16 protein-coding genes and 1 riboswitch are annotated in these 21013 nt (G+C 60.3%); of the genes, 10 read left to right on the top strand and 6 right to left on the bottom strand.

The window, feature by feature from the left end:
* Positions 1–85 precede the first annotated feature (85 nt).
* The 6 genes from mtnA to IRZ31_RS04130 all read left to right on the top strand — a co-directional run bounded on the left by mtnA (position 86) and on the right by IRZ31_RS04130 (position 7829).
* Positions 86–1237, top strand: coding sequence for an S-methyl-5-thioribose-1-phosphate isomerase (gene mtnA, locus IRZ31_RS04155; RefSeq protein ID WP_297149907.1), 1152 nt, complete (start codon positions 86–88; stop codon positions 1235–1237).
* A complete protein-coding gene (locus IRZ31_RS04150) occupies positions 1237–1872 on the top strand; it encodes an HD domain-containing protein (protein WP_112427924.1) in 636 nt (211 codons plus the stop codon). Before mtnA ends, IRZ31_RS04150 begins: the two co-directional genes overlap by 1 nt.
* Before the next feature lie 144 nt (positions 1873–2016).
* A complete protein-coding gene (locus IRZ31_RS04145) occupies positions 2017–2988 on the top strand; it encodes a PfkB family carbohydrate kinase (RefSeq protein ID WP_297149900.1) in 972 nt (323 codons plus the stop codon).
* Positions 2989–3134: 146 nt separating this feature from the next.
* The gene (gene ahcY, locus IRZ31_RS04140) at positions 3135–4403 is read left to right on the top strand and encodes an adenosylhomocysteinase (RefSeq protein WP_297149897.1); all 1269 of its coding nucleotides are present in this window, start codon (positions 3135–3137) and stop codon (positions 4401–4403) included.
* 227 nt (positions 4404–4630) lie between these two features.
* A riboswitch (SAM riboswitch) is annotated at positions 4631–4753 on the top strand.
* Positions 4754–4967: 214 nt separating this feature from the next.
* Positions 4968–6266, top strand: a complete 1299-nt coding sequence (gene metK, locus IRZ31_RS04135) for a methionine adenosyltransferase (RefSeq protein ID WP_363325633.1) — start codon at positions 4968–4970, stop codon at positions 6264–6266.
* 414 nt (positions 6267–6680) lie between these two features.
* Positions 6681–7829 (top strand): acyl-CoA dehydrogenase family protein, encoded by a 1149-nt coding sequence (locus IRZ31_RS04130; protein ID WP_297149892.1) that lies wholly within the window; start codon positions 6681–6683, stop codon positions 7827–7829.
* Between the two features lie 207 nt (positions 7830–8036).
* On the opposite strand, the gene IRZ31_RS04125 is transcribed toward IRZ31_RS04130, so the two are convergent.
* Positions 8037–9944, bottom strand: a complete 1908-nt coding sequence (locus tag IRZ31_RS04125; protein ID WP_297149889.1) for a hypothetical protein — start codon at positions 9942–9944, stop codon at positions 8037–8039.
* Positions 9941–10795 carry a sigma-70 family RNA polymerase sigma factor gene (locus tag IRZ31_RS04120; protein WP_297149886.1) on the bottom strand — a complete coding sequence of 285 codons (855 nt, stop codon included), beginning with the start codon at positions 10793–10795 and terminating at the stop codon, positions 9941–9943. Before IRZ31_RS04120 ends, IRZ31_RS04125 begins: the two co-directional genes overlap by 4 nt.
* 298 nt (positions 10796–11093) lie before the next feature.
* Between IRZ31_RS04120 and holB the strand changes: the two genes are divergently transcribed.
* The 3 genes from holB (at position 11094) to IRZ31_RS04105 (ending at position 14038) form a co-directional block, all read left to right on the top strand.
* Positions 11094–12131, top strand: coding sequence for a DNA polymerase III subunit delta' (holB, locus tag IRZ31_RS04115; RefSeq protein ID WP_297149884.1), 1038 nt, complete (start codon positions 11094–11096; stop codon positions 12129–12131).
* A 111-nt stretch (positions 12132–12242) separates the two neighbouring features.
* A complete protein-coding gene (locus IRZ31_RS04110; protein WP_297149881.1) occupies positions 12243–13040 on the top strand; it encodes an enoyl-CoA hydratase-related protein in 798 nt (265 codons plus the stop codon).
* 65 nt (positions 13041–13105) lie between these two features.
* Complete coding sequence (locus IRZ31_RS04105; RefSeq protein WP_297149877.1) at positions 13106–14038, top strand: hypothetical protein; 933 nt, start codon at positions 13106–13108, stop codon at positions 14036–14038.
* Positions 14039–14159: 121 nt separating this feature from the next.
* Here the strand turns inward: IRZ31_RS04105 and IRZ31_RS04100 are convergent, their stop codons facing one another.
* Complete coding sequence (locus tag IRZ31_RS04100) at positions 14160–15389, bottom strand: acetylornithine transaminase (RefSeq protein ID WP_297149874.1); 1230 nt, start codon at positions 15387–15389, stop codon at positions 14160–14162.
* A 65-nt stretch (positions 15390–15454) separates the two neighbouring features.
* Positions 15455–16666, bottom strand: a complete 1212-nt coding sequence (argJ, locus tag IRZ31_RS04095; protein ID WP_297149871.1) for a bifunctional glutamate N-acetyltransferase/amino-acid acetyltransferase ArgJ — start codon at positions 16664–16666, stop codon at positions 15455–15457.
* Positions 16667–17221: 555 nt separating this feature from the next.
* On the opposite strand from argJ, the gene IRZ31_RS04090 reads away from it, so the two are divergent.
* On the top strand, positions 17222–17857 hold the full coding sequence (locus IRZ31_RS04090; RefSeq protein WP_297149868.1) for a CYTH domain-containing protein: 636 nt from the start codon (positions 17222–17224) through the stop codon (positions 17855–17857).
* Between the two features lie 215 nt (positions 17858–18072).
* Here IRZ31_RS04090 and ftsH read toward each other — a convergent pair whose 3' ends face one another.
* Both ftsH and IRZ31_RS04080 read right to left on the bottom strand, forming a co-directional pair.
* Positions 18073–20085, bottom strand: coding sequence for an ATP-dependent zinc metalloprotease FtsH (ftsH, locus tag IRZ31_RS04085; protein WP_297149865.1), 2013 nt, complete (start codon positions 20083–20085; stop codon positions 18073–18075).
* 359 nt (positions 20086–20444) lie between these two features.
* Entirely contained in the window at positions 20445–20921 is a 477-nt protein-coding gene (locus IRZ31_RS04080) for an acyl-CoA thioesterase (RefSeq protein ID WP_297149864.1), read from the bottom strand.
* Positions 20922–21013 lie beyond the last annotated feature (92 nt).

Below are 21013 nucleotides of genomic sequence, written 5' to 3'. Positions count from 1 at the left end.
TACCATAACAGCAGCAGGAATCAGCCATTGGAAGAGGGTCCAATCTCCACAAAGCTAGCTAACGAAGGAAGGAAGAGAAGAGAGCATGTCGACGGTTGCAGGGGGGCTGGAGCACGAATCTGAGCCGGTGCAGCGTGTCCGTCCTCTCTGGTGGCAGGAAGACGAGCGCGGCTGTGCCCTGATGTTACTGGACCAGACGCTCTTGCCGCAGCAGGTAGTGTACAGTCGCCTGGAAGATGAGCGGCAGGTAGCAGAGGCAATCAAAGCCTTGAAGGTGCGGGGCGCGCCTGCCATTGGCATGGCGGCGGCCTTTGGCCTGGTCTTAGCGCTCAGGCGTCTGCTGGCAGAGCGGGGGGACGAGGTCAGTCTCGCCGAGGTTCTGGCCAGACTTGAGGAGGCGGGAGTCTTGCTTGCTGCCACCCGTCCCACCGCGGTCAATCTCAGCTGGGCCATTCGCCGTTTGCTAGGATGTGCTCGGCAGCTTGCCGGGGCTGGGTGCCGTCCTGGGGATTTGGGGCGCCGGCTCTTGGAAGAGGCGCAGGCCATTGCAGCTGAAGACCGGGCGGCCTGTCTGCGCATGGGCCGCTATGGCGAGGCTCTGATTGCCGATGGAGATCAGCTGCTGACCCATTGTAACACGGGGATTCTGGCCACCGCGGGCTGGGGCACGGCGCTGGCGCCGATGTATCTGGCGCATCGGGCGGGCAAGCGCATTCATGTCTTTGTCGACGAAACGCGCCCGGTGCTCCAGGGGGCGCGCCTCACTGCCTGGGAGCTGCAGCAGGAGGGTGTGCCTTTCACTCTGATCACCGACAATATGGCCGGCTATTTCATGCGTCGGGGCCGGATCGCCGCCGTCTTTGTAGGAGCTGACCGCATTGCGGCCAATGGCGATGTTGCCAACAAGATTGGAACCTATAGTCTGGCGGTACTGGCTCAAGCGCATGGCATTCCTTTCTACGTGGTCGCCCCTTGTTCTACAATCGATCTCGATTTGCCCTCCGGGGAGGAGATTCCTATTGAGCAGCGTGACCCGCGTGAGGTCACGGCTATCCGTGGTGTCTCCATCGCTCCCGAAGGTATCTCTGTAGCCAATCCGGCCTTTGATGTGACCCCTCATACATATATAAGTGCTATTATTACCGAGAGAGGGGTTGCGCGCGCTCCGTACAGCGTAGCCCTGCGCGGCCTCTGTGCAGATGACCATCATCCTATCGGGAAGCAGGCAGAGAGGTAATGGAGACAGACGTTGTGCAGGCTGTGGCCCAGCATGCTGAGGAGACGCTGGGCAAGGAAGGTTTTCGCTACGTCAGCGCCGTTGTGGCAAACTGTAAGATGCTTGCCCTGGATCTGGAGGCTCGGGGGGATGAGGAGGCCGCTCATTTAGATATGGAGGCGCTGACGATCGCCGCCTATCTGCATGATATCTCGACGGCCACCTATGGCTTTCAGGACCATCATATCAAGTCCGCTGAGCTGGCCGTCGATTTCTTGCGCGAGTTGGATGTCCCCGAGGAGCGTATTCGCAAGGTGGAACAGATCATTCTGGCCCATACAACGGTGGTGCCTGCCGAGCAGCGTCGCAAGGTTCCCCTGGAGACGCGTATCCTCTACGACGCCGATAAGCTGGGGCGCCTCAGTGGGCTGGCCGTGGTGACTTCGCTCATTGAGTTCGGCGCGCGCTATCCCAATCGAGCAGTGACCAGTGAGGTGCTGGCGGCGATCCTGCGCCACATTGAGGAGCGCTTTGTGGAGCTATACCAGTCGCTCAATACGGCCCCTGCCCGCGAGCTGGCCCGTGATAAGTTCGGTAAGACCCTGGCCTTCCTGGATGGGGTCATTGAGCATCTGAGCGGGGCCACACCTGTCTGAGCGACGCTTACCCGCTCTTTCTTGAATTGGGGCTGACTGGTGGACGAGCACCACAGCAGGTTTCTCTCTCCGCCGCTAGCTCGCCGGTGTACGCGTGCTCGTCGCCAAAGACTGATTTCTTTCTCGCATGGAGGTTGTGAGGACGTGTCGTCGTCTATCCTCGTTGTCGGCTCGGTGGCCCTGGATACGGTTGAAACTCCCTTCGCCAGAGTCGAAGAGGTGCTCGGAGGGGCCGCTTCCTATTTCTCAACGGCGGCTTCCCTCTATAGCCCAGTCAATCTGGTGGCGGTAGTCGGCACTGATTTCCCCCAGGAGTATTTGGAGTTTTTCCGCCGCCGGGCCATCAATCTCGCCGGCTTGCAAGTGCGCCAGGGTCGCACTTTCCGCTGGTTCGGTCGCTACCATCTCGATATGAATGTGCGCGACACGCTTGATACACAGCTTGGCGTGTACGCTGATTTCCATGCGGTCATTCCCCCTGAATACCGCGATAGCTCGCTGCTCTTCCTGGCTAACATCCAGCCCGACCTGCAGCGAGAGGTGCTGGATGCCATGCCGCGAGTCCGTCTCTCTGTCTTGGACTCGATGGATCTCTGGATCAATACGGCGCGTCCTCAGCTCACAGAAGTAATGAAGCGCGTCGATATCATGCTGATGAGCGAGGAGGAGTTGCGCCTCTACACCGGTTGCTCAAGCGTGGTGGCCGGAGCCCGCCAGCTTTTCAGCCTGGGCCTGAAGTACGTGATTGTGAAGCAGGGCAGCTATGGCGCCTTACTTTTTGGTCAGGATGGTAGCTATTTTAGCGCCCCCGCCTATCCTCTGGAGGAGGTGGTAGATCCAACCGGTGCCGGCGACGCCTTCGCCGGGGGCTTGTTGGGCTACCTGTCAACGGTAGAGCCGGAGCCAGATGGCCGCTATCGCTTTGAGGATCTGAAGCGCGCGGTGGTGCATGGCAATATCCTCGGTTCGTTTGTCTGTGAGGATTTCAGTATTCGCCGCCTGCAGCAACTGACGCTGGCGGATGTCGCCGCCCGCTATCAGGAGCTGGTGGCCTGCTCGCACTTCGATCCCAATTGGTTACCTTCGCGCTCGTCGGAGACTTCCGCCGCAGGCTGAGTAAAAGGCTACACCCCGCCCCGCCCGCAGGTGAGCCGTGGCCTGATCTGGCTAGAAGCTGCCTGTAGCTCGCTGGCGGGCGCAGGGGCGAAGAAGCGACTTGCACAAGATCACTAAACTACAGGAGAGGAAGGGAAAGAGGGTCTATGACCACATCGACACAGGGAGATGTTAAGGACCGCTCGCTGGCCCCGCGCGGAAAGGAGCGCATCGAATGGGCTGCGAGGGATATGCCCGTGCTGCGCCTCATCCGCGAGCGCTTTAGCCGGGAGCAGCCGCTGAAAGGCATCCGCATGGCGGGCTGCCTGCATATCACAACAGAGACGGCCAATCTGGCCCTGACGCTGCAGGCTGGGGGCGCCGATCTGGTGCTCTGCGCCTCTAATCCGCTGTCGACGCAGGATGACGTGGCTGCGGCCCTGGTCTGTGAATATGGGATTCCAACCTTTGCCATTAAGGGCGAGGATGAGGAAACCTACTATCGTCATATCCATGCGGCTCTTGATCATCGCCCACAATTGACGATGGACGATGGCTGCGATCTGGTCTCAACACTCCATAGTAGTCGCAGCGAGCTGCTCGGGCAGGTGATTGGCGGGATGGAAGAGACGACCACCGGGGTAATCCGCCTGCGCAGTATGGAGAAGCAGGGAGTGCTCAAGTACCCGGTGCTGGCTGTCAACGAGTCGAACACCAAGCATCTCTTTGACAATCGCTACGGTACGGGGCAGAGCACGCTCGATGGCATCATTCGGGCGACCAACCTGCTGCTAGCCGGGCGGACGATTGTCGTCCTGGGTTACGGCTGGTGTGGGCGCGGCGTAGCCGCACGTGCGCGTGGCATGGGGGCCAACGTTGTAGTAACGGAGGTCGACCCGATTCGCGCGCTGGAGGCGGTGATGGATGGCTTCCGCGTGCTGCCCTCCCTGGAGGCGGCGACCATCGGCGATATCTTTATCACTGTGACAGGCAACCTCAATGTAATCGACCGTCCTCACCTGGAGCGCCTCAAGGATGGGGCCGTGCTGGCCAATTCGGGACATTTCAATGACGAGATCAATATTCCCGAGCTGGAGAAGCTGGCCGTCCGTAAGCGACGTATCCGCGATTTCGTCGATGAGTATACCTATGCCGACGGGCGCCAGGTCTATTTGCTTGGTGAAGGACGCCTGATCAATCTGGCCGCCGCTGAGGGCCACCCGGCTAGCGTCATGGATATGAGCTTCGCCAACCAGGCCCTGGGGGCTGAGTATATGCTCAAGCATGCCAGTGAGCTGCAGCCGCGGGTCTATACGCTGCCGTTGGAGATTGACCAGGATATCGCACGCCTCAAGCTGAAGGCTATGAGCGTCGCCATCGATACGCTGACGTCGGAGCAGCAATCGTATCTCAATTCCTGGGAGGCGGGCACCTGAGCCATTGGGGCCGACGAGGCCCTTACGCCCCCTCCTGCCGCCTCTGGAAGCGTGGGCCTCGGCTCGGGCCTTCTGGCCCGCTCTCTTGACAGTCAGCAGCATTCTTCGATATACTGAGAAAAACCCGACCTGTTCTGGACAGAAGGCATCAGCATCTCCGGTGCCTTCTCCAGCGTCCGCTTACTAGACAGCACACCTAACAATTGAATACGTTCGCGTGAGATCTGCTCTCATCCAGAGAGGTGGAGGGAAACGGCCCGATGAAGCCCGGCAACCCATCTGCCGCCGTGGCCACTGCCCGCGCTGCAGGAAGGGTGCCAATTCCGGCGGAACGTTCCGCAAGATGAGGGGGATAAGCAAGGTGACGTTGCTAGACCCCTGCTTGCCAGGGGTCTTTTTGTGCCTTACGCACCACTGCAACCATTGCATTGATCCCCACATCGCTTGTCTCCTTAAGGAAGTGTGTGTGAATGACCTGCTCGATTAGCAGGCAGATAAAGAGAAAAGAAGCGGCAGAGAGTGCCAGTTTTCTCGTCAGGAGGAATGTGTTCGGTGAGCAATACCATGAGTAGCTTCATGAGCAGTCCAAAGTTGTTCTTTACCAGCGAATCGGTGACCGAGGGGCATCCCGACAAGCTGTGCGACCAGATTTCGGATGCCATCCTCGACGCCATTCTGGCCCAGGACCCTCTGGCACGGGTCGCTTGCGAGACGGCGACCACCACCGGTCTAGTCCTGATCGCCGGTGAGATCACGACCTCTGCCTGGGTTGATATGCCCGCAGTGGTGCGCAAGACGATCGAGCAGGTTGGCTATGTTAATGCCGAATATGGTTTTGACTATCGCACCTGTGGTGTGGTGACCTCCATTGGCAAGCAGTCCCCTGATATCGATCTGGGGGTGAGCCGTTCGGCTGAGGTCAAGAGCGGCCTGGTGCTGACTGATGATGAGCTGGAGCAGATTGGCGCTGGCGACCAGGGGATGATGATCGGCTTTGCCTGCAATGAGACGCCCGAGCTGATGCCGTTGCCGATCAGTCTGGCCCACAAATTGACCCATCAGCTGGCGCAGGTGCGGCGGCGCTCCTGGGCTGGTGATGGGCCAATGCCCTATTTGCGGCCCGATGGCAAGAGCCAGGTCACTGTCCAGTATGCGTATGGGCGTCCGGTTCGCGTTGATACGGTCGTGGTCTCGACTCAGCATGCTGAGTATGTTGATCAGGAGCAGATTCGCCAGGATGTCCTGGAGTATGTGATCAAGCCGGTGATTCCTTCTCATCTGCTCGATGAGCGGACGCGCATTCTGGTCAATCCCACAGGGCGCTTTGTCATTGGGGGACCGATGGGCGATGCTGGGCTGACAGGGCGCAAGATTATTGTCGATACATACGGCGGTATGGCGCGTCACGGTGGCGGGGCCTTCAGCGGTAAAGATCCCACCAAGGTTGATCGCTCTGCTGCCTACATGGCCCGCTATATTGCGAAAAATCTGGTGGCCGCCGGCCTGGCGGATCGTCTGGAGCTACAGATCTCCTACGCCATCGGCGTGGCGCGTCCCCTCTCGCTCTTTGTTGATACCTTTGGCACTGGGCGGGTCTCCAACGAGGAGCTGGTCCGGCTCATTAATGAGCATTTTGATCTTCGCCCGGCGGCTATTATTCAGAAGCTGAATCTGCGCCGCCCGATTTATCGCCCCACGGCGGCTTACGGGCACTTCGGACGCACCGATATAGACGCCCCCTGGGAAGCACTTGATATGGTGCCAGCTTTGCGTCGGAGCGTAGGCGCCAGCGTCGAAAATGGATCGGCAGCCTCGCAGCAGCCGCCACAGTCGCGCGCTGGCGAGGCTGCAGAGATTAACTGACTTCAGCCTTATTGCGGCTGACCTGGGTGTACATACAAGCTCACCTGTCTGGAGGGGGCGCGCAGTGGGGGGGCCTGTGGGAAGCAGGCTCGCGTGGCTCCGTGTCGTCCACCGGCTGTGGCGGCATGGGAGAGGTCGCCAACGAGCGAGAGGCGAGAACACTTACTTTTTCCCGCAGTCTGCCTCTACTGTGATTGCCCCCTTGCCTTTCTCTCTCTTCTGCCTGGTCTCCTTTCTCCTCCCCTCCTCTGGTCTGGCGGCTTGCTCCCCTGCGTTCGGGTGGCCTCTCAGGCTGGTGCTCGCCAGCAGGCTATCGCCTCCTGCCCTGCTTTGTGCTATGATGTATGCTACATGGCTTCTGGCCTGACCCTTCGGCAAATCATATTAACCCTGAAAGGAAAGTGAGTCGCTGCGATGGACTTTTCGCTCAACGAGGAGCAGCTTGCCATTCGCAATACCTGTCGTGAGTTCGCCGAGCAGGAGATCAAGCCGCGTGCGGAAGAGATGGATCGCACGGGGGAGTTTCCCTACGACCTGATCCGCAAAATGGGTGAGCTGGGGCTGTTGGGGCTACCGTTCCCCGAGGAATATGGTGGAGCAGGGGCTGATTTCCTTTCATATTGTATTGCGATCGAGGAGATCGCCCGTGGCGATGCCGCAGTGGCGATTACTATGGAGGCCCATACCTCGCTGGGGGCCATGCCTTTCTATCTCTTCGGGACGAAAGAGCAGAAGGAGCGCTACCTGCCGCCGTTAGCGAGCGGTCAGCAGCTGTGGGCCTTTGGGATGACCGAGCCAGAAGCAGGCTCCGATGCCGGCAATCCCCGTACACGCGCTGTCCTGCGTGATGGCCACTGGCATATCAACGGCTCCAAGGCTTTCATTACCAACGCCGGCACCGACATCAGTGGCGGAGTGACCATTACGGCAGTTACCGGGACGCGGCCCGATGGTCGCAGCGAGGTCACTAATCTCATTGTGCCGCGTGGTACCCCCGGCTATATCATTGGTAATCCCTATCGTAAAATGGGCTGGCGAGCCTCCGATACACGTCCTCTCACCTTTGAAGATTGTCAGGTGCCCGAGGAAAATGTGCTGGGCCAGCGCGGCGAGGGTTTCAAGCAGTTCATGCAGATTCTCGATGGGGGACGAGTGGCCATTGCGGCCCTCTCGGTCGGTCTGGCTCAAGCCTGCCTGGATGAGGCGCTTAGCTATGCCAAGCAGCGCCGGCAGTTTGGACAGCCGATTAGCAAGTTTCAGGCCATCCAGATGAAGCTGGCCGACATGGCGATGGAGATTGAGCTGGCTCGGCTGATGTACTATAAGGCAGCCTGGTTACAGATGCAGGGGAAGCCCTATAGTGCTGAAGCCTCGATGGCCAAGCTCTTTGCCTCGGAGACTGCCAAGCGTGCGGCTGATCAGGCGGTGCAGATCCACGGTGGCTACGGCTTCATGGACGAGTACCCGGTTTCACGCTATTGGCGGAACGTCAAGGTCAATGAAATTGGAGAAGGAACCAGCGAGGTGCAACGCCTGATCATTGCCAAGCACCTCGGTTGCTGAGTCAAGGAGGAAGGGAGGGCCTGTCTCAAAGAAGATGGTAGGTACCTCCCTCACTTGCTGTCCGTCTCTGCAGGCTGTTCCCGCTCGCTATCAACGTCGATCTCGCCAGGCGAGAGGCTGAGGGCCACTCATATACTCAGGCTCCCGCTGCGCGCTAGCCAGGTTGGCTTGGAGCTGCTCCTGTCCTGTCGCTCTGCTCAGACTGGCTCAGCTGTGGCCACCGCCGCTGGCTGTGAGCGGCCAGTTGAACATGCGGAGTGTTGCCAGCGGGGTTATAGACGCCGAGGAACGGCTGGTTGATGGGTTAGGGGCATCGCTCCAGACAGCGCTGTTGCTATTGACGGCCACAAATGCGGCGCCATTGAGCACCGACCCGACCTGGACAAAAGAGTTTGACTCGACGTCGAACATGCCATAGGTATTGTTATCGTCCTGCCAGAGGACGAAGGTAGCACCGCCCTGCAGGGCTGAGACATGGCTGATGGTGTTCAACTGACTAAAGGTGCCATCCGAGGTTGGCTCTAGCGAAAGCATATAGAGCGAGCCGCTGATCAGGAAATCCAGCGAGGGCGGGTAGATGCTGGCGTTGGCCGACGGTGTGGCGCTGGCGTTGAGTGACAGAGCTGAGGCAGCCGACTGCGAGGCTGGCTGTGGGCTGGGACTGGCCACTGGTGTCGGTGTGGCCAGGGCTGAGGTGCCGTCTAGCCCATCGTTCGTATTCAGCATGAAGAAGGTATGGCCTACCACCACGGGACGGAACGAGGTACCATCGGCCCGGAAGAGCCAGGTCTGTGGCTGCGTGTGTGGCAGCCAGCGGCCCCGTGTGGGAGCGCTGACTTCGATCTCTTGTCGCGTCCAGATGTTGCTGTGCAGGAGGCCGGCGCTATCGAGCCACTCATCGGCCCAGAAGATGTCACTGCCATCAGCGGTGGCTGTCGGCGAGGTATAGATGTGCCCGGCTGGGGCAGAAGCCAGCTCGCTGCGGCTGGCGATCTGACCGTTCTCCTGCAGGCTATAGAGCCAGAGGTGGGAAAGTCCATGCTGGTCAAGGGAGGCCACCAGCAGGCCATTCTCCAGAAACCAGATGCCTGGTACCGGGGTATGCACGATGCCCTCGGCCAGCGCAGGGTTAAAGACCCCGCCTAAGAGCTGTTGCGCGTGCAGCGACTCAGGGCCAGTCGTCGGGTCAACCAGGGCATAGAAGAGCTTCCAGGAGCGCAGTCCCTCCGTCGCGCTATCGCGCAGCGGGCTGTTGTGCTGGTTCTTTTTGGCCGAAGGCGCGACTGTCGTGTCAGCGGCTGGCGGATCATACTGGAGCCAGACGAGACGATTGTGAGAGCTGCCCAGAATGATCAGCGGACTGCTTTGGGCGCTGGGCAGCAGCGGCTGACTGAGCTGGGTCTGACGGTCCAGGCGCAAAAGCATCCAGCCAGCGGGCGCGCTATCGTTGAAAGCGCTATAGTAGACGGCGTTGCCGTCAGCAGCAGCGCTGACGACATTATGGTAGATGGTGGCGGTAGCGTAGCGCATCATCACCACATTCGTGGGATGATTGATGGCCGCCGGCGGGGGGATCGAGCCAGAGGAATGCTGAGCTAACAGCAGCACAGAGGTCAGGCCGCCGGTGAGTAGAGCCAGCAGGAAGGTAGCGGCCACGGCCAGAGCGGCTAGCTGAGGCATACGAGGGCGCCGCTGAACTCGCGGCGGTATCTGGATAACTGGCAGTGGGCCGGTCTTTGCCGTTGAGAGCGTTGCCAGCGGATCGCGTCCCGCCTCCTGCTCTAGTTGCTCCTGCATATAGGGTTTCAGGAAATCGGGGGGCGGCGGCGTACCAGGCAGGCCACGCCTCAAAAAGCGTGCATGCTCAGCAGCGAGGGCCCGCATCAGCCGCTCACGCATCTCTGGGGGCGGCTCAATGGCAGGCAGGCGCTGCAGGCGGGCGCCGACCAGCGTGAAGTCTGCCATCGTCTGCCGGCAGTCTGGACAGGACTCCAGATGCTGCTCCAGCTCCTGTATGGTGGCCCACCTCTCTTCATTTTGAAGCGATGGCTGGGCCTCAGCTTCTTTCAAATCGCGATAAACCGCGAGAAGACCCCGCGCCTCTGTGCAGTTCACTCTTCCCCCACCTCTTGTCGATACAGGGTAATAAAGCGCTCTCTTGCGCGCATCAGCCGCATTTTTACTGCTGAAGGACTGATATTGAGCATTTCTGCTATTTCTGCGCATGAGAAGCCATGATATTCATAGAGCCAGAGGCAGACGGCGTACTTTGGAGGCAGCTGCCTCATCACGCGCTCGACCACCTCGTGCTCAGCGACGCGGCTTTCAAAGCGACCGCCATCATAGCTTCCCCGCTCATAGAGCATAGTAGCGGCGCCTGGACGCCCCTCGCAGCCGTCCTCGCTGCCGGAGAAGCCATCACCCGTTGTACTGCCGGTCTCTGAGAGCACGCCAGCGCCGATGCCCCGGTCGTCGTTGAAGAGCGACAGAGGCAACCAGGAAATCAGGCGGCGGCGGCGGAGCGCATCGATGGCCGTATTTTCGGCGATATGATAGAGCCAGGAAGAGAGGGCGCCGGGGCGGACCACGGTACCGGCCAGCAAGGCGCGGTAAGCTTTCACAAAGACGTCCTGGGCCAGATCGTAAGCCTGTTCCCGGTTCCCAATCATATGATAGATGAAATTCGTAATCGGCGTTTGATAGCGTTGAAAGATCGCCTCGAAGTCCGCCACATCCACGCTGCGGGCCTCGCCCTGGCTCGTCGCTGCTGCCTGGAGAGGGAGGGCCTGCGCGGTTGTCTCAGCCTCCTCGTCCGGCTCCGCCATATCCGTATCTTCCCCGGGTGAGTCGAGCTGAGCGGCCTGTTCCTCTTCAGGCAGGGCCATCTCTGGCTGATTCCCACGAGTGGCATCCAGGATAGAGCGCCAGCCACCGTTCGTAGTGTAGAGACGGATAGAGGTATCCATTGGTTACATCAACCTTAGTGTTTCAGGAGATCGTGCTGGATGCGCACATGTATCATACTGCTCTCTTGCGAATTCGAATACAGCATAGCATATGGTTGTCATCGCTGCTATGAGGTAGGCGACAGTCACTGGACGAATTTTCCCACGGCCTTCCTCAGCTCAACAAACAACGGTACAGCATACAGTATAGCACACTCAGGCGAACTGAAGCAGGATGGGTCACGGCAGCACTCGCAGAAGTGCATGAAGGCTGTGCCACCTTGCCTTGAGGCGCTCTTTCTGTTACGATAATAAAACCATGACTGTGACAGCTCTTGAGGCAGCCGCACACGGGTGGGGGATCATTGGACATGAGCATGCCCTGGAGCGCCTGCGACGGGCCTTGGCCTCGCAGCAAGTGCGCCATGCCTATCTGTTTACTGGCCCTGATCAGATTGGGAAGACGCTCTTAGCGCAGCGCTTTGCCCAAGCCTTGCTGTGCATGGGGGGTCCTGATCCGCGACAGGCCCCGGTCAATCCCTGTCAGCGTTGTCTGGCCTGCCGGAAGGTGCTGCATGGCAACCATCCCGATGTCCATGTAGTCGCTCGTCCTCCCGACAAGCAATTCATTCTCATTGATCAGATCCGCGCTCTGCAATCTGAGGCAGCCCGGCACGCTCTGGAGGGTCGCTATAAGATCTTCCTGATTGTGGGCGCGCATGAGATGAATTCCCAGGCGGCCAACTGCCTGCTGAAGACATTGGAGGAGCCGGAGCCAGGGGTAGTCTTGTTGCTGACCGCCCCTGAGCGGGGCTTGCTCCTACCGACTATCCTCTCACGTGTGCAACATATCCCACTCCACTTGTTGAGCACCGCCCAGATCCGTCAGGCTCTGGAAACCTACTGGGAGGTCGAGTCGACGGAGGCCGAGCTGATTGCCGCCCTGGCTTCAGGGCGTATGGGCTGGGCCGTACGGGCTGTAGAAGATGAGCAGCTGCTCGTGGAGCGGCGTGAACAGCTGGAGCTACTGGCGCGCTTGCCCGGTCAGGGGCGGGCGGAACGCTTTGCGGTCGCCCAGCAACTGAGTGGGGAGCCTGAGCGGCTGCGCCAGCTGTTGGAGTTATGGCTGCTCTGGTGGCGCGATGTCTTGTTGCTGGCCAGTGGGGGACAGGATCTGATTGTCAATGTTGATATGCGCGAACTGCTCCAAAAGCAGACAGCTCTGCTTGGCGCTGCTGGCGCACGTCATATGATTTATGCGATCTTGCGGACTCTAGAGGCGCTCGACCAGAATGTGAACCCGCGGGCCGCGCTGGAGGTGCTTATGCTCGATCTCCCTTTGCTGAGTCGTGTCTGAGCGTCGCATCTACCTCTGCTCGCGTGGTCTGCGAGCCTGTGCAAGTTGACTGATGACCTTAATCGGCAACGAGGCCTGTGCCCCTTGTTGAGGGAAGGAGCAAAGAAAGCCATGCAGAAATCGTTCCAGCATCTGCTTGTCGACCAGGCGGAAGGCGTGCTGACGATTGCCTTCAATCGTCCCGAAGTACGCAACGCTTTGAATGATCGCATGCTTGAAGAACTGGCTGAGGTCCTGGAAGAGGCTGCCGCCGATGCCTCTGTGCGCTGTGTCGTGCTGACTGGGGCGGGCGGAGCTTTTGGTTCCGGTCAGGATTTGCGCGCCTTTGAAGCGCGGGCCGCGGGCGAGCGCCGGGGCCGCGTGAGCGAGCATCTGCAGAAGTACCATCGTGTGATCCGCTGCATCCGGGAGATGCAGAAACCGGTGATTGCCGCTGTCCGGGGTGTGGCGGCAGGGGCTTCTTGTAGTCTGGCGCTGGCTTGTGATCTGCGCATTGCCTCGGAAAATGCCCGCTTTCTGCAAGCCTTTGCGCGCATCGGCTTGATCCCTGATGCGGGTGGTGGCTTCTTTCTGACGCGCCTGGTTGGGCTTGGCAAGGCCCTGGAGCTGGCGATGCTGGCCGACGAGGTCCCTGGGCCAGAAGCTGAGCGCCTCGGGCTGGTCAATCGCTGTGTGCCCGATGCCGAGTTCGAGGAGGCCACGCGGGCCCTGGCCCGCCGGCTGGCACAGGGGCCAACTCGGGCCTATGGGCTGATCAAGCAGTTGCTCAATACGGCGGTGAATAGCGATCTGGAGACGGTGCTGCGCCTGGAGGGTGAACTGCAGGAGATCGCTATTGAGACCGCTGATCATCGTGAAGGCGTGGTGGCCTTCCGCGAGAAGCGTCCGCCACGCTATAGCGGACAGTAAGCTCGCGGCCCGTAGCAGGCATGCTGTGGGTGTGAATGTGAGGCCTTCTCGTTCGTTGATCTGCTGTGCGTATCGATTCGCTACCCTACAATAATGTCCAAACACAGGGGCCGGCGCGCCGTCGCTGGCTGCAAGAGCATGCACCGCAGCATCTAGAGCAGTGTGCTGCCCTGATGCTGGAAGCTCTGAGGCGGCGCTCGCCGGCTCTTTCGCCGGGCATTGCTGTACTGGGAGCAGGAGCCTGCACCGAGATCCCACTGGAGAAGCTCGCGCGCGCAGCGGATGAGGTGGTCCTTGTCGATCTGGATCAAGCGGCTCTGCTGCAGGCGCGGGCTGAGCTGCCCGCTGCCTCCTTGCAAGCCCGTGTGCAGTTGTTGACCTGTGACCTGACTGGAGGCGTCAGCGCCCTGCTGCAGGAGCGGTTGCGCCTGCTCCCCTGGCCTGCGCTGGAGCAGGGGGAGGCCTCAGCGCTCTGGGACCGTCTGGCTGCCGTCCTGGATGACTGTCCTGTGCCCGACCCGCCCCAGATTGAGGGCCTCCCGAGCGCGGCCTTTGGTCTGGCCATCAGCTCGCTGGTGCTCTCCCAGCTCTTCAGTTATCCCTTGCTCGATCTCCTCGACACCGTGCAGCAGCGGGCCGCGCGCCATCTGGGAACACAGGAGCGTCATCGCCGCTATCAGGAGGCCGCCCAGCACTTCCGCCTGCGGGTCATTGCCGCCCATTTGCATCTCTTGCGCAACCTCGTGGAGCCGGGCGGGCTGGTCGTCCTGCTCAGCGATGTGCGGGGCTTCCTCTTTAGAGAGGGTGAGGTGAGTCAGGGAGGGTCGACACGGCGTGAGTTACCGCTGGTGCCCTATGCCTTCTTCGACCTGGTGCGCCAGACCTTTACGGTACTGGTTGAACGGCGCTGGAAATGGCTGAGCGATCTGCCGACCGCTGAGCGACTGGGCCGCGGCTACGAGGTGGTCGGCTATCTGGCCACGGTTCCTGCAACTTGAGCGCGCTCCTGGCCCTCTAAGGCGAGAAGCGAGCAGCCAACAGCCGCCGGCGCGCGCTTCTCGCCGGTATATCTGCCGGTGAGGCTGCTGGCTGCGAACAAAGTAGTCGCGGGCAGGGCGATCAGGACTGCGTGGCAGCTCCGCGCTGGCGAGACACATCTTCCAGGGCACGATCGAGGCGTTGGGCGGCCTCATCGATATCGGCTCGTGTTAAGATGAGCGGAGGCACCATACGCAGGGTGGCGTTCCCCAGGTTATTCAACAGCAGACCATGCTTGAGAGCCTGATCGACGATCGCTGGCGCCAATTCGTATTTGACCTCCACGGCGCGCATCAGGCCGATGCCGCGCGGGTTCGCGATGAAATCGTACTTCTGGCAGAGGGCCTGTAGCTTCTCGTGCCAGTACTCGCCCATGCGCGCGGCATTCTCGACCAGGCGCTCCTCCTGGATGGTCTTCAGTGTGGCTAAAGCAGCAGCACAGGCCAGGGGATTCCCCCCGAATGTCGAGCCGTGGTCGCCGGGCACGAACAGATCGGTGCGGCGCCCGGTCAGCATGGCGCCAATGGGCACACCACCGGCCAGGCCCTTAGCCAGCGTAATGATATCAGGCATCACGCCGTAGTGCTCGAAACCGAAGAACTTGCCCGTTCGTCCCATGCCCGCCTGGACCTCGTCGCAGATCATTACCAGATTCTGCTCGTCGCACCAGCGGCGCACGCCCTGCAGAAACTCCCTGGTGGCTGGCCAGATCCCGCCCTCGCCCTGGACCGACTCCAGCAAGATCCCGACCGTCTTCTCACTGGTTGCTGCCTTGAGGGCATCGAGATCGTTGAACGGGACCTGCTTAAAGCCGTCTGGCAGGGGCTTCCAGGTCTCCTGATAATGGGCTTGGCCAGTGGCCGCCGTTGTTGCCAGCGTGCGCCCGTGAAAGCTGCGCTCCATGCTGATGATTTCATAGGCGCCGTTGCGATGCAGACGGCCAAACTTCCGGGCCAGCTTGATAGCCCCCTCATTAGCTTCCGCGCCGCTGTTGCTAAAGAACGAGCGCATACCGCCGCTGAGCAGGGCCAGCTGCTCCGCCAGCTCGATCTGACGCGTATTGTAGTACAGATTAGAGACATGGATCAGTTGCGCCGCCTGCTCCTGGACGGCCTGCACCACCGCAGGGTGGCAGTGCCCAAGGACATTCACCGCGATCCCGGCTACAAAGTCCAGATACTCGCGCCCCTCTGTATCCCAGACGCGAATGCCCTGGCCACGGATAAACGTCACCGGCTGGCGTTTGAAAGCGGCCTGATAGTATTTCTGCTCAAGTGCGATCCAGTCACGTTTCAACATAGGTGTCGTCATCGGTCAAGCTCCTTATTCTACCGCGGACCTGCTGCTGTTGGCCAGCGAGCGGACGCGCTGGCGAGTTAGCGCGTATAGAGTGTATTCTCATCAATATAGCCGTGGGTCAGGTCGCAGCCCCAGGCTGTGGCCTCAGCCTCTCCCAGGTGCAGGTCGATCGTAATGGTTACCTCGCTGGCGGCCATCACGGAGCGGGCTGCCGCTTCATCGTAAGAGGCAGCTCCACCCTGCTGCACCACCTGGACAGAACCGATAAAAATATCGAAACGATCGGGGTCAAGCGTGCAGCCGCTAGCGCCGAGAGCGGCGACAATCCGCCCCCAGTTAGGGTCGCCCCCAGCCAGAGCGCACTGCCAGAGAGGAGAAAGCGTGATGCCGCGGGCCGCCTTGATCGCATCGGCTCGATCGCGCGCGCCGCGCACATGGACCGTCATCAGCTTGGTCGCTCCCTCCCCGTCACGGGCGATCTCACGGGCCAGATAGGTGGTCACCCGGCGCAGCGCCTCGCGGAAGCGTCCAGCCTCGGGATGGGCCTCGTTGAGCGGCGTGTTTCCCGCCAGGCCATTGGCGAGGAGCAGACAGGTATCGTTCGTCGACATATCGCCGTCGACAGAGATCATATTGAACGAGTCCGCCACGGCGGCCCGCAGTTCTTCTTGTAACCAGGCTTGCTCGACAGCGACATCAGTTGTCAAATAGCAGAGCATGGTCGCCATATTTGGGTAGATCATCCCGGCACCCTTGGTTGCTCCACCCAGGCGCACGGTGCGGCCCTCGATCTCGAATTCCAGAGCGATGCGCTTGGGGCGTGTATCGGTTGTCAGGATGGCCTCGGCGAAATCGTTGCCGCTGTCGCTACTCAGCTCAATGGCCGTGATACCCTGCTCAATCTTCTCCATAGGCAATTGACGGCCAATGATGCCCGTCGAAGAGCAGAGCACCAGCTCCTTCGGGATGCCCAGGCGAGCGGCGGCCAGCTCGGACATGCGATACGCATTGCGCAGACCCTGCTCGCCGGTGGCGCAGTTCGCGTTGCCGCTGTTGACCACCACCGCCTGAGCCTTGCCACCGCGCAGATACTCCCGGCACAGCAGCACGGGGGCGGCGGGGGTGCGGCTCGTTGTAAAGGTACCGGCGGCGACACAAGGGACGTCCGAGGCCAGGATCGCCAGATCTTTGATCGCCGCATCGGATTTAATACCGCAGGCAACAGCTCCTGCGCGGAAGCCGCGCGGAGCAGTGACACAGAGGTCTACCTCACGGAATTGCTCAGTCAATGATCGTCCCTCCTGATACAGCTAGAGCTGGCGGCTCGGCAGCTTGCTTGTTGCCAGAGTGAGCCGCCGCGCCTTTTCCCGGATAGGTGACGGGGCTGAGGGAGATGCGAAGGACCCTTTCCCTGCTGCTCTTCCCTCTAGATAACACTCCGCGCTCCCCCTGCTGGGGGAGACGTTGCAGCCCGCTTAACAGTGGTGAAAGAGGATCTTGGGCAAAAAAAGAAAACCGGCGGTAGCCAAACACCGGCTCTGTCTAGATAGAGGCCACGCCCGTCGCGGGTCACCGCGGAGGCCAATGTGCTGGCCGGCTTGCGCATGCCAGAGAAGGGCAGTCAGGCCAGGGCTGCCTATCTGACTGCTGTCAGGCAGGCCAACCTGTGAAGCGCGCGGTGCGGGTCGCGCGACCTTTGCTGAATAGTATAGTGCGGGGGGCAGTCCTTGTAAAGCCTTGGTCCTGGTGCCGTCATCAGCGTAGTGGCTGGCTCTTATCAGTGAAGCGCTCGTGGCGGTATAATGAAGAACATAGGAGACTCTAGCTGGAAGGATAGCCTGACCGTGCAAAACCTGGAATTAAAAGTCCGCTGTCTCGGTGCCATGACGCTCCCGCAGGTAGAAGCACTAGCCTGCAGCGCCGGAGCGACCTATGTACGCACTATGAAGCAGCGCGATACTTACTTCTTGGCAACCCACGCTCGTCTTAAGTTACGCGAGTGGTGGCGCGAAGACGAAATAGCGGCCACGGACAGCATAGTCGAGGAGGCAATGAACAAAACTGCGGGGGAGCGAGCACGGGGCCAGGAAGCAGCCGAGGGAGGCCGCGAAGATGGTCGGGAGGGAGCGCTCCTTATCTCCTCGCTCCGGCAGGAACGGGCGGGGGCGCGTACCTGCGAGTATTTGGTCTATCCTGTGAGTGAGCCAATCGTTCTCCGGGCCTTGCTTTCGTCGGCTCTGGGGGTCCTGGTGGTCGTTGAGAAAACGCGCCGCTTCTATCGCTATGGGCACACACGCATCTATCTGGATGAAGTCAAAGATCTTGGTTCCTTTGTCAAACTAGAGACTGTCATCGACGAGGAGATCACTCCCAGTGAGGCCAGCGCAGAGCATTCGGCGCTCATCTCGCTGCTAGAGCTGGATCGCCTACCAGTGGTACCCTACTCCTATAGTGATCTGCTCAGTGGGCACTGCGACTGATGTACAACTCTGCTACCTGCGGGTAGCGCGGAGCTACCAGACCCAGGTAGAGCAGAGAGATTACGTGGCAAGCGCGCTGGCCGGTCCAGGCCAGGCCGCAGTGGGGGGCGGGCACACAGGCAAGCTAGCCTGGCCCACCCACCGCTTGCCTACAGTGCCCAGCCGACAACCTCAGTCCCGCAGTGAGAGGAGAGCGGCAGAGGCGGCAAGGCTGGCTACGGCTCGCGGTTCCCCTCGCCGTGAGATGAGGACTGGAAGCCCGAAGGCAGCGAAGGAAAGAGCGTATCAGGCAGGCGGCTTACGTCATCCCGCTTGCCGTTGAAGCGGGTATCGCGGACGTCTGGCATTCCAGCGAGAATTGAGGGAGACTCATACTCATCCTCTTGGATTGGTTGATTGAAGAGCGCTTCGAAGGTTGGCCCCTCCAAAGTCTCTTCCTTAATCAGACGTTCGCTGATCATGATCAGGCGCTTCTTATTCTGAGACAGCACCTGATAGGCCTTGTTGAAAGCCTCCTGGACGATGCGGCGCACCTCCATATCAATCTCGCGCGCCGTTTCCTCACTGTAGTTGCGCTGCTCATTGAAATCGCGACCGAGGAAGACCAGTTCCTCTTTATGGCCGAGGGCCACAGGACCGATCAGGCTGCTCATGCCGTACTCGGTGACCATCGAGCGGGCGATCTTGGTCACGCGCTCGATATCGTTAGAGGCGCCAGTCGTCACCTCACCAAAGATAATCAGCTCAGCGACATGGCCTCCGAGGGCGTAGGCCAGCATATCCTCGAACTGCGACTTGCTCCACAGATAGCGGTCCTCTGTTGGTAGCAGCATCGTGAAACCGCCGGCCTGGCCACGAGCCACAATTGAGACCTTATGCACCGGGTCAGTGTTGGGCAGCATGCGCGCCACCAGGGCATGCCCGACCTCGTGATAGGCTGTAATCGCCTTCTCGCGCTCGCTAATAATGCGGCTCTTGCGCGCTGGCCCTGCTACCACCCGATCGATAGCCTCCTCCAGCTCCTTCATGCTGATAGTCCGACGATTGCGTCGGGCAGCCAGAATCGCGGCCTCATTGAGCAGATTGGCGAGATCTGCCCCGGAGAAGCCTGGCGTTTGGCGAGCGATCGTCTCCAGCGAGACATCTTTCTCCAGCGGCTTGCCGCGAGCATGTACCTGCAGGATGGCCATGCGACCGCGAATATCGGGACGATCGAGCACCACCTGGCGATCGAAGCGACCGGGGCGAAGCAAGGCTGGATCGAGCACGTCCGGTCGGTTTGTGGCCGCGATCACAATCACATTGGTGCTCGAATCGAAGCCATCCATCTCCACGAGAATCTGGTTGAGCGTCTGCTCACGCTCATCGTGCGAGCCGCCCAGCCCAGCGCCGCGCTGGCGCCCCACCGCATCGATCTCGTCAACGAAGACAATACAGGGACTGTTGCGCTTCGCCTGCTCGAAGAGATCGCGCACCCGGCTCGCCCCCACACCGACGAACATCTCCACGAACTCCGAGCCACTGATGCTGAAGAATGGCACGCCGGCCTCACCGGCTACAGCCCGAGCGATCAAAGTTTTCCCTGTGCCGGGCGGCCCCACCAGAAGCAGACCCTTGGGAATGCGGGCCCCGAGGGCGGCGAACTTATCGGGATACTTGAGAAACTCGACGATCTCTTGCAGCTCCTGCTTCGCCTCATCCACGCCGGCTACATCGGCGAAGGTCACCGTAGGCTTATTGCCCAGGAACATGCGCGCGCGGCTCTTGCCGAACGAGAGCGCCTGGTTATTGGTGCCCTGAGCCTGGCGTAGCAGGATGATGATGATCACAGCGATCAACACGAAGGGAATGAGGCCCCCGAGGAGATTCAACCATGCACCCAGCGAGCTTGGCGCCTCGTACTGCAGGGTCAGCAAGCGATTGTTTGTGTAATCGATGTCATTATCCCGCAGCACGCGGGTAATATCGAACGAATCGTTGATATTAGCGACCTCGCGCTGAGCCGAAGAACTGGCACCCCGCGTCAAGGTGAGGGTATTCGTTCCGACGTTAAGCGTATCCTGAACCCCATTATGCAAATCCGCCTTCAGATGGCTCAGGAGGGTGGAAACCGTCACTGTTTTAGCGCCGCTCTGGGGGCGGAAGAAGACAACGAGGATCAGGACAATGGCAATTGCCAGTAGCAGCCATAGCAGGCTGTTTCTGAGCCATTTCCCAGTACTTGGCATCAAGGCTCCTCTCTCTATCCTCTCCTGGAAACGGGCAATCTCGTATGGGAATGTAGGAGAGCTGTACTACGTATTACACTGTGTCAATGGAAGACTCATTCGAGGGGTATTATAACATAGTAGACCCTGAATTCTCCACGGAATTCTGATGTAACGCTGAGTGCACCTAAAAACGTGCTGCGTCCTCTTAAAAAGCGCTGGCAGGCCATGTAAGAGGAATAGATCCCCGCGATGAGAGGGAGCAGTGAACCCTCAGCAGGGCCGCCATTGTGATATCTTTTGTTCAAAAAGGATCACTGCAGCCCCGTGGGCCTGGAGCGGGGGAGATAGCCAACGCGACCGAAAAGCAGCGCCCCCGTTCACTGGCGCTCCTGCTCGTGCGGCAGTGCGGTCGGCGTCCCGCTCTCGCCCTCGGCCAAAGCTCGCAGCCAGGCCGGCAGTTCATGAGCCTGGCGGGTCGCGCGCTGGGTATAAACGTGCACACTCTCCCCGCGGGCCAGCGGCGTCAGCGAGCCATCGGCCTCCATTCGGTCAAAATCGTAACGCACTGTCAGACTTGTTCGCCCTAAACGCACCAGGGCTGTGGTCAGGCGCACACGCTCATCAAGCGCCGCCGGCTCCCAGAAATCAAGCTGGCAATGGACCACCGGGAAGCCGTAGCCCTCAGCGAACAGGGTGTGCAGCGGATGACCCAGGGTTTTGAGCAAATGCAGAAAGCCGCGGTCCATCCAGATAGTATAGGCAGTATAATGGATGAAGAAGGGGTCCATATCAACCAGCGAGACCTCGAATTCCTGTACGGCCTGCGCAAGCGGCCTGCCGTTGCGCTGCTCCACGCTCTCGATACCTCCCTCGCAGCAGATCAAAACATCTAGAGAAGCTGGTCTGTCCCAGCAAATTGGAATCCTTTCGCACCGACCAGTCCACC

Origin of the sequence: Thermogemmatispora sp. (assembly GCF_019683635.1) — a bacterium.
GTDB lineage: Bacteria > Chloroflexota > Ktedonobacteria > Ktedonobacterales > Ktedonobacteraceae > Thermogemmatispora.
The sequence above is the reverse complement of the archived record's forward strand: the minus strand, read 5'-3'. Positions and strand labels throughout refer to the sequence as shown.

Excerpts from the sequence above, each read along its gene's own strand:
- ftsH (WP_297149865.1), bottom strand. The coding sequence starts at position 20,085 with ATGCCAAGTACTGGGAAATGGCTCAGAAACAGCCTGCTATGGCTGCTA.
- IRZ31_RS04150 (WP_112427924.1), top strand. The coding sequence starts at position 1,237 with ATGGAGACAGACGTTGTGCAGGCTGTGGCCCAGCATGCTGAGGAGACG.
- ahcY (WP_297149897.1), top strand. The coding sequence starts at position 3,135 with ATGACCACATCGACACAGGGAGATGTTAAGGACCGCTCGCTGGCCCCG.
- IRZ31_RS04110 (WP_297149881.1), top strand. The coding sequence starts at position 12,243 with ATGCAGAAATCGTTCCAGCATCTGCTTGTCGACCAGGCGGAAGGCGTG.
- IRZ31_RS04120 (WP_297149886.1), bottom strand. The coding sequence starts at position 10,795 with ATGGATACCTCTATCCGTCTCTACACTACGAACGGTGGCTGGCGCTCT.
- IRZ31_RS04100 (WP_297149874.1), bottom strand. The coding sequence starts at position 15,389 with ATGACGACACCTATGTTGAAACGTGACTGGATCGCACTTGAGCAGAAA.
- metK (WP_363325633.1), top strand. The coding sequence starts at position 4,968 with ATGAGTAGCTTCATGAGCAGTCCAAAGTTGTTCTTTACCAGCGAATCG.
- holB (WP_297149884.1), top strand. The coding sequence starts at position 11,094 with ATGACTGTGACAGCTCTTGAGGCAGCCGCACACGGGTGGGGGATCATT.
- IRZ31_RS04130 (WP_297149892.1), top strand. The coding sequence starts at position 6,681 with ATGGACTTTTCGCTCAACGAGGAGCAGCTTGCCATTCGCAATACCTGT.
- mtnA (WP_297149907.1), top strand. The coding sequence starts at position 86 with ATGTCGACGGTTGCAGGGGGGCTGGAGCACGAATCTGAGCCGGTGCAG.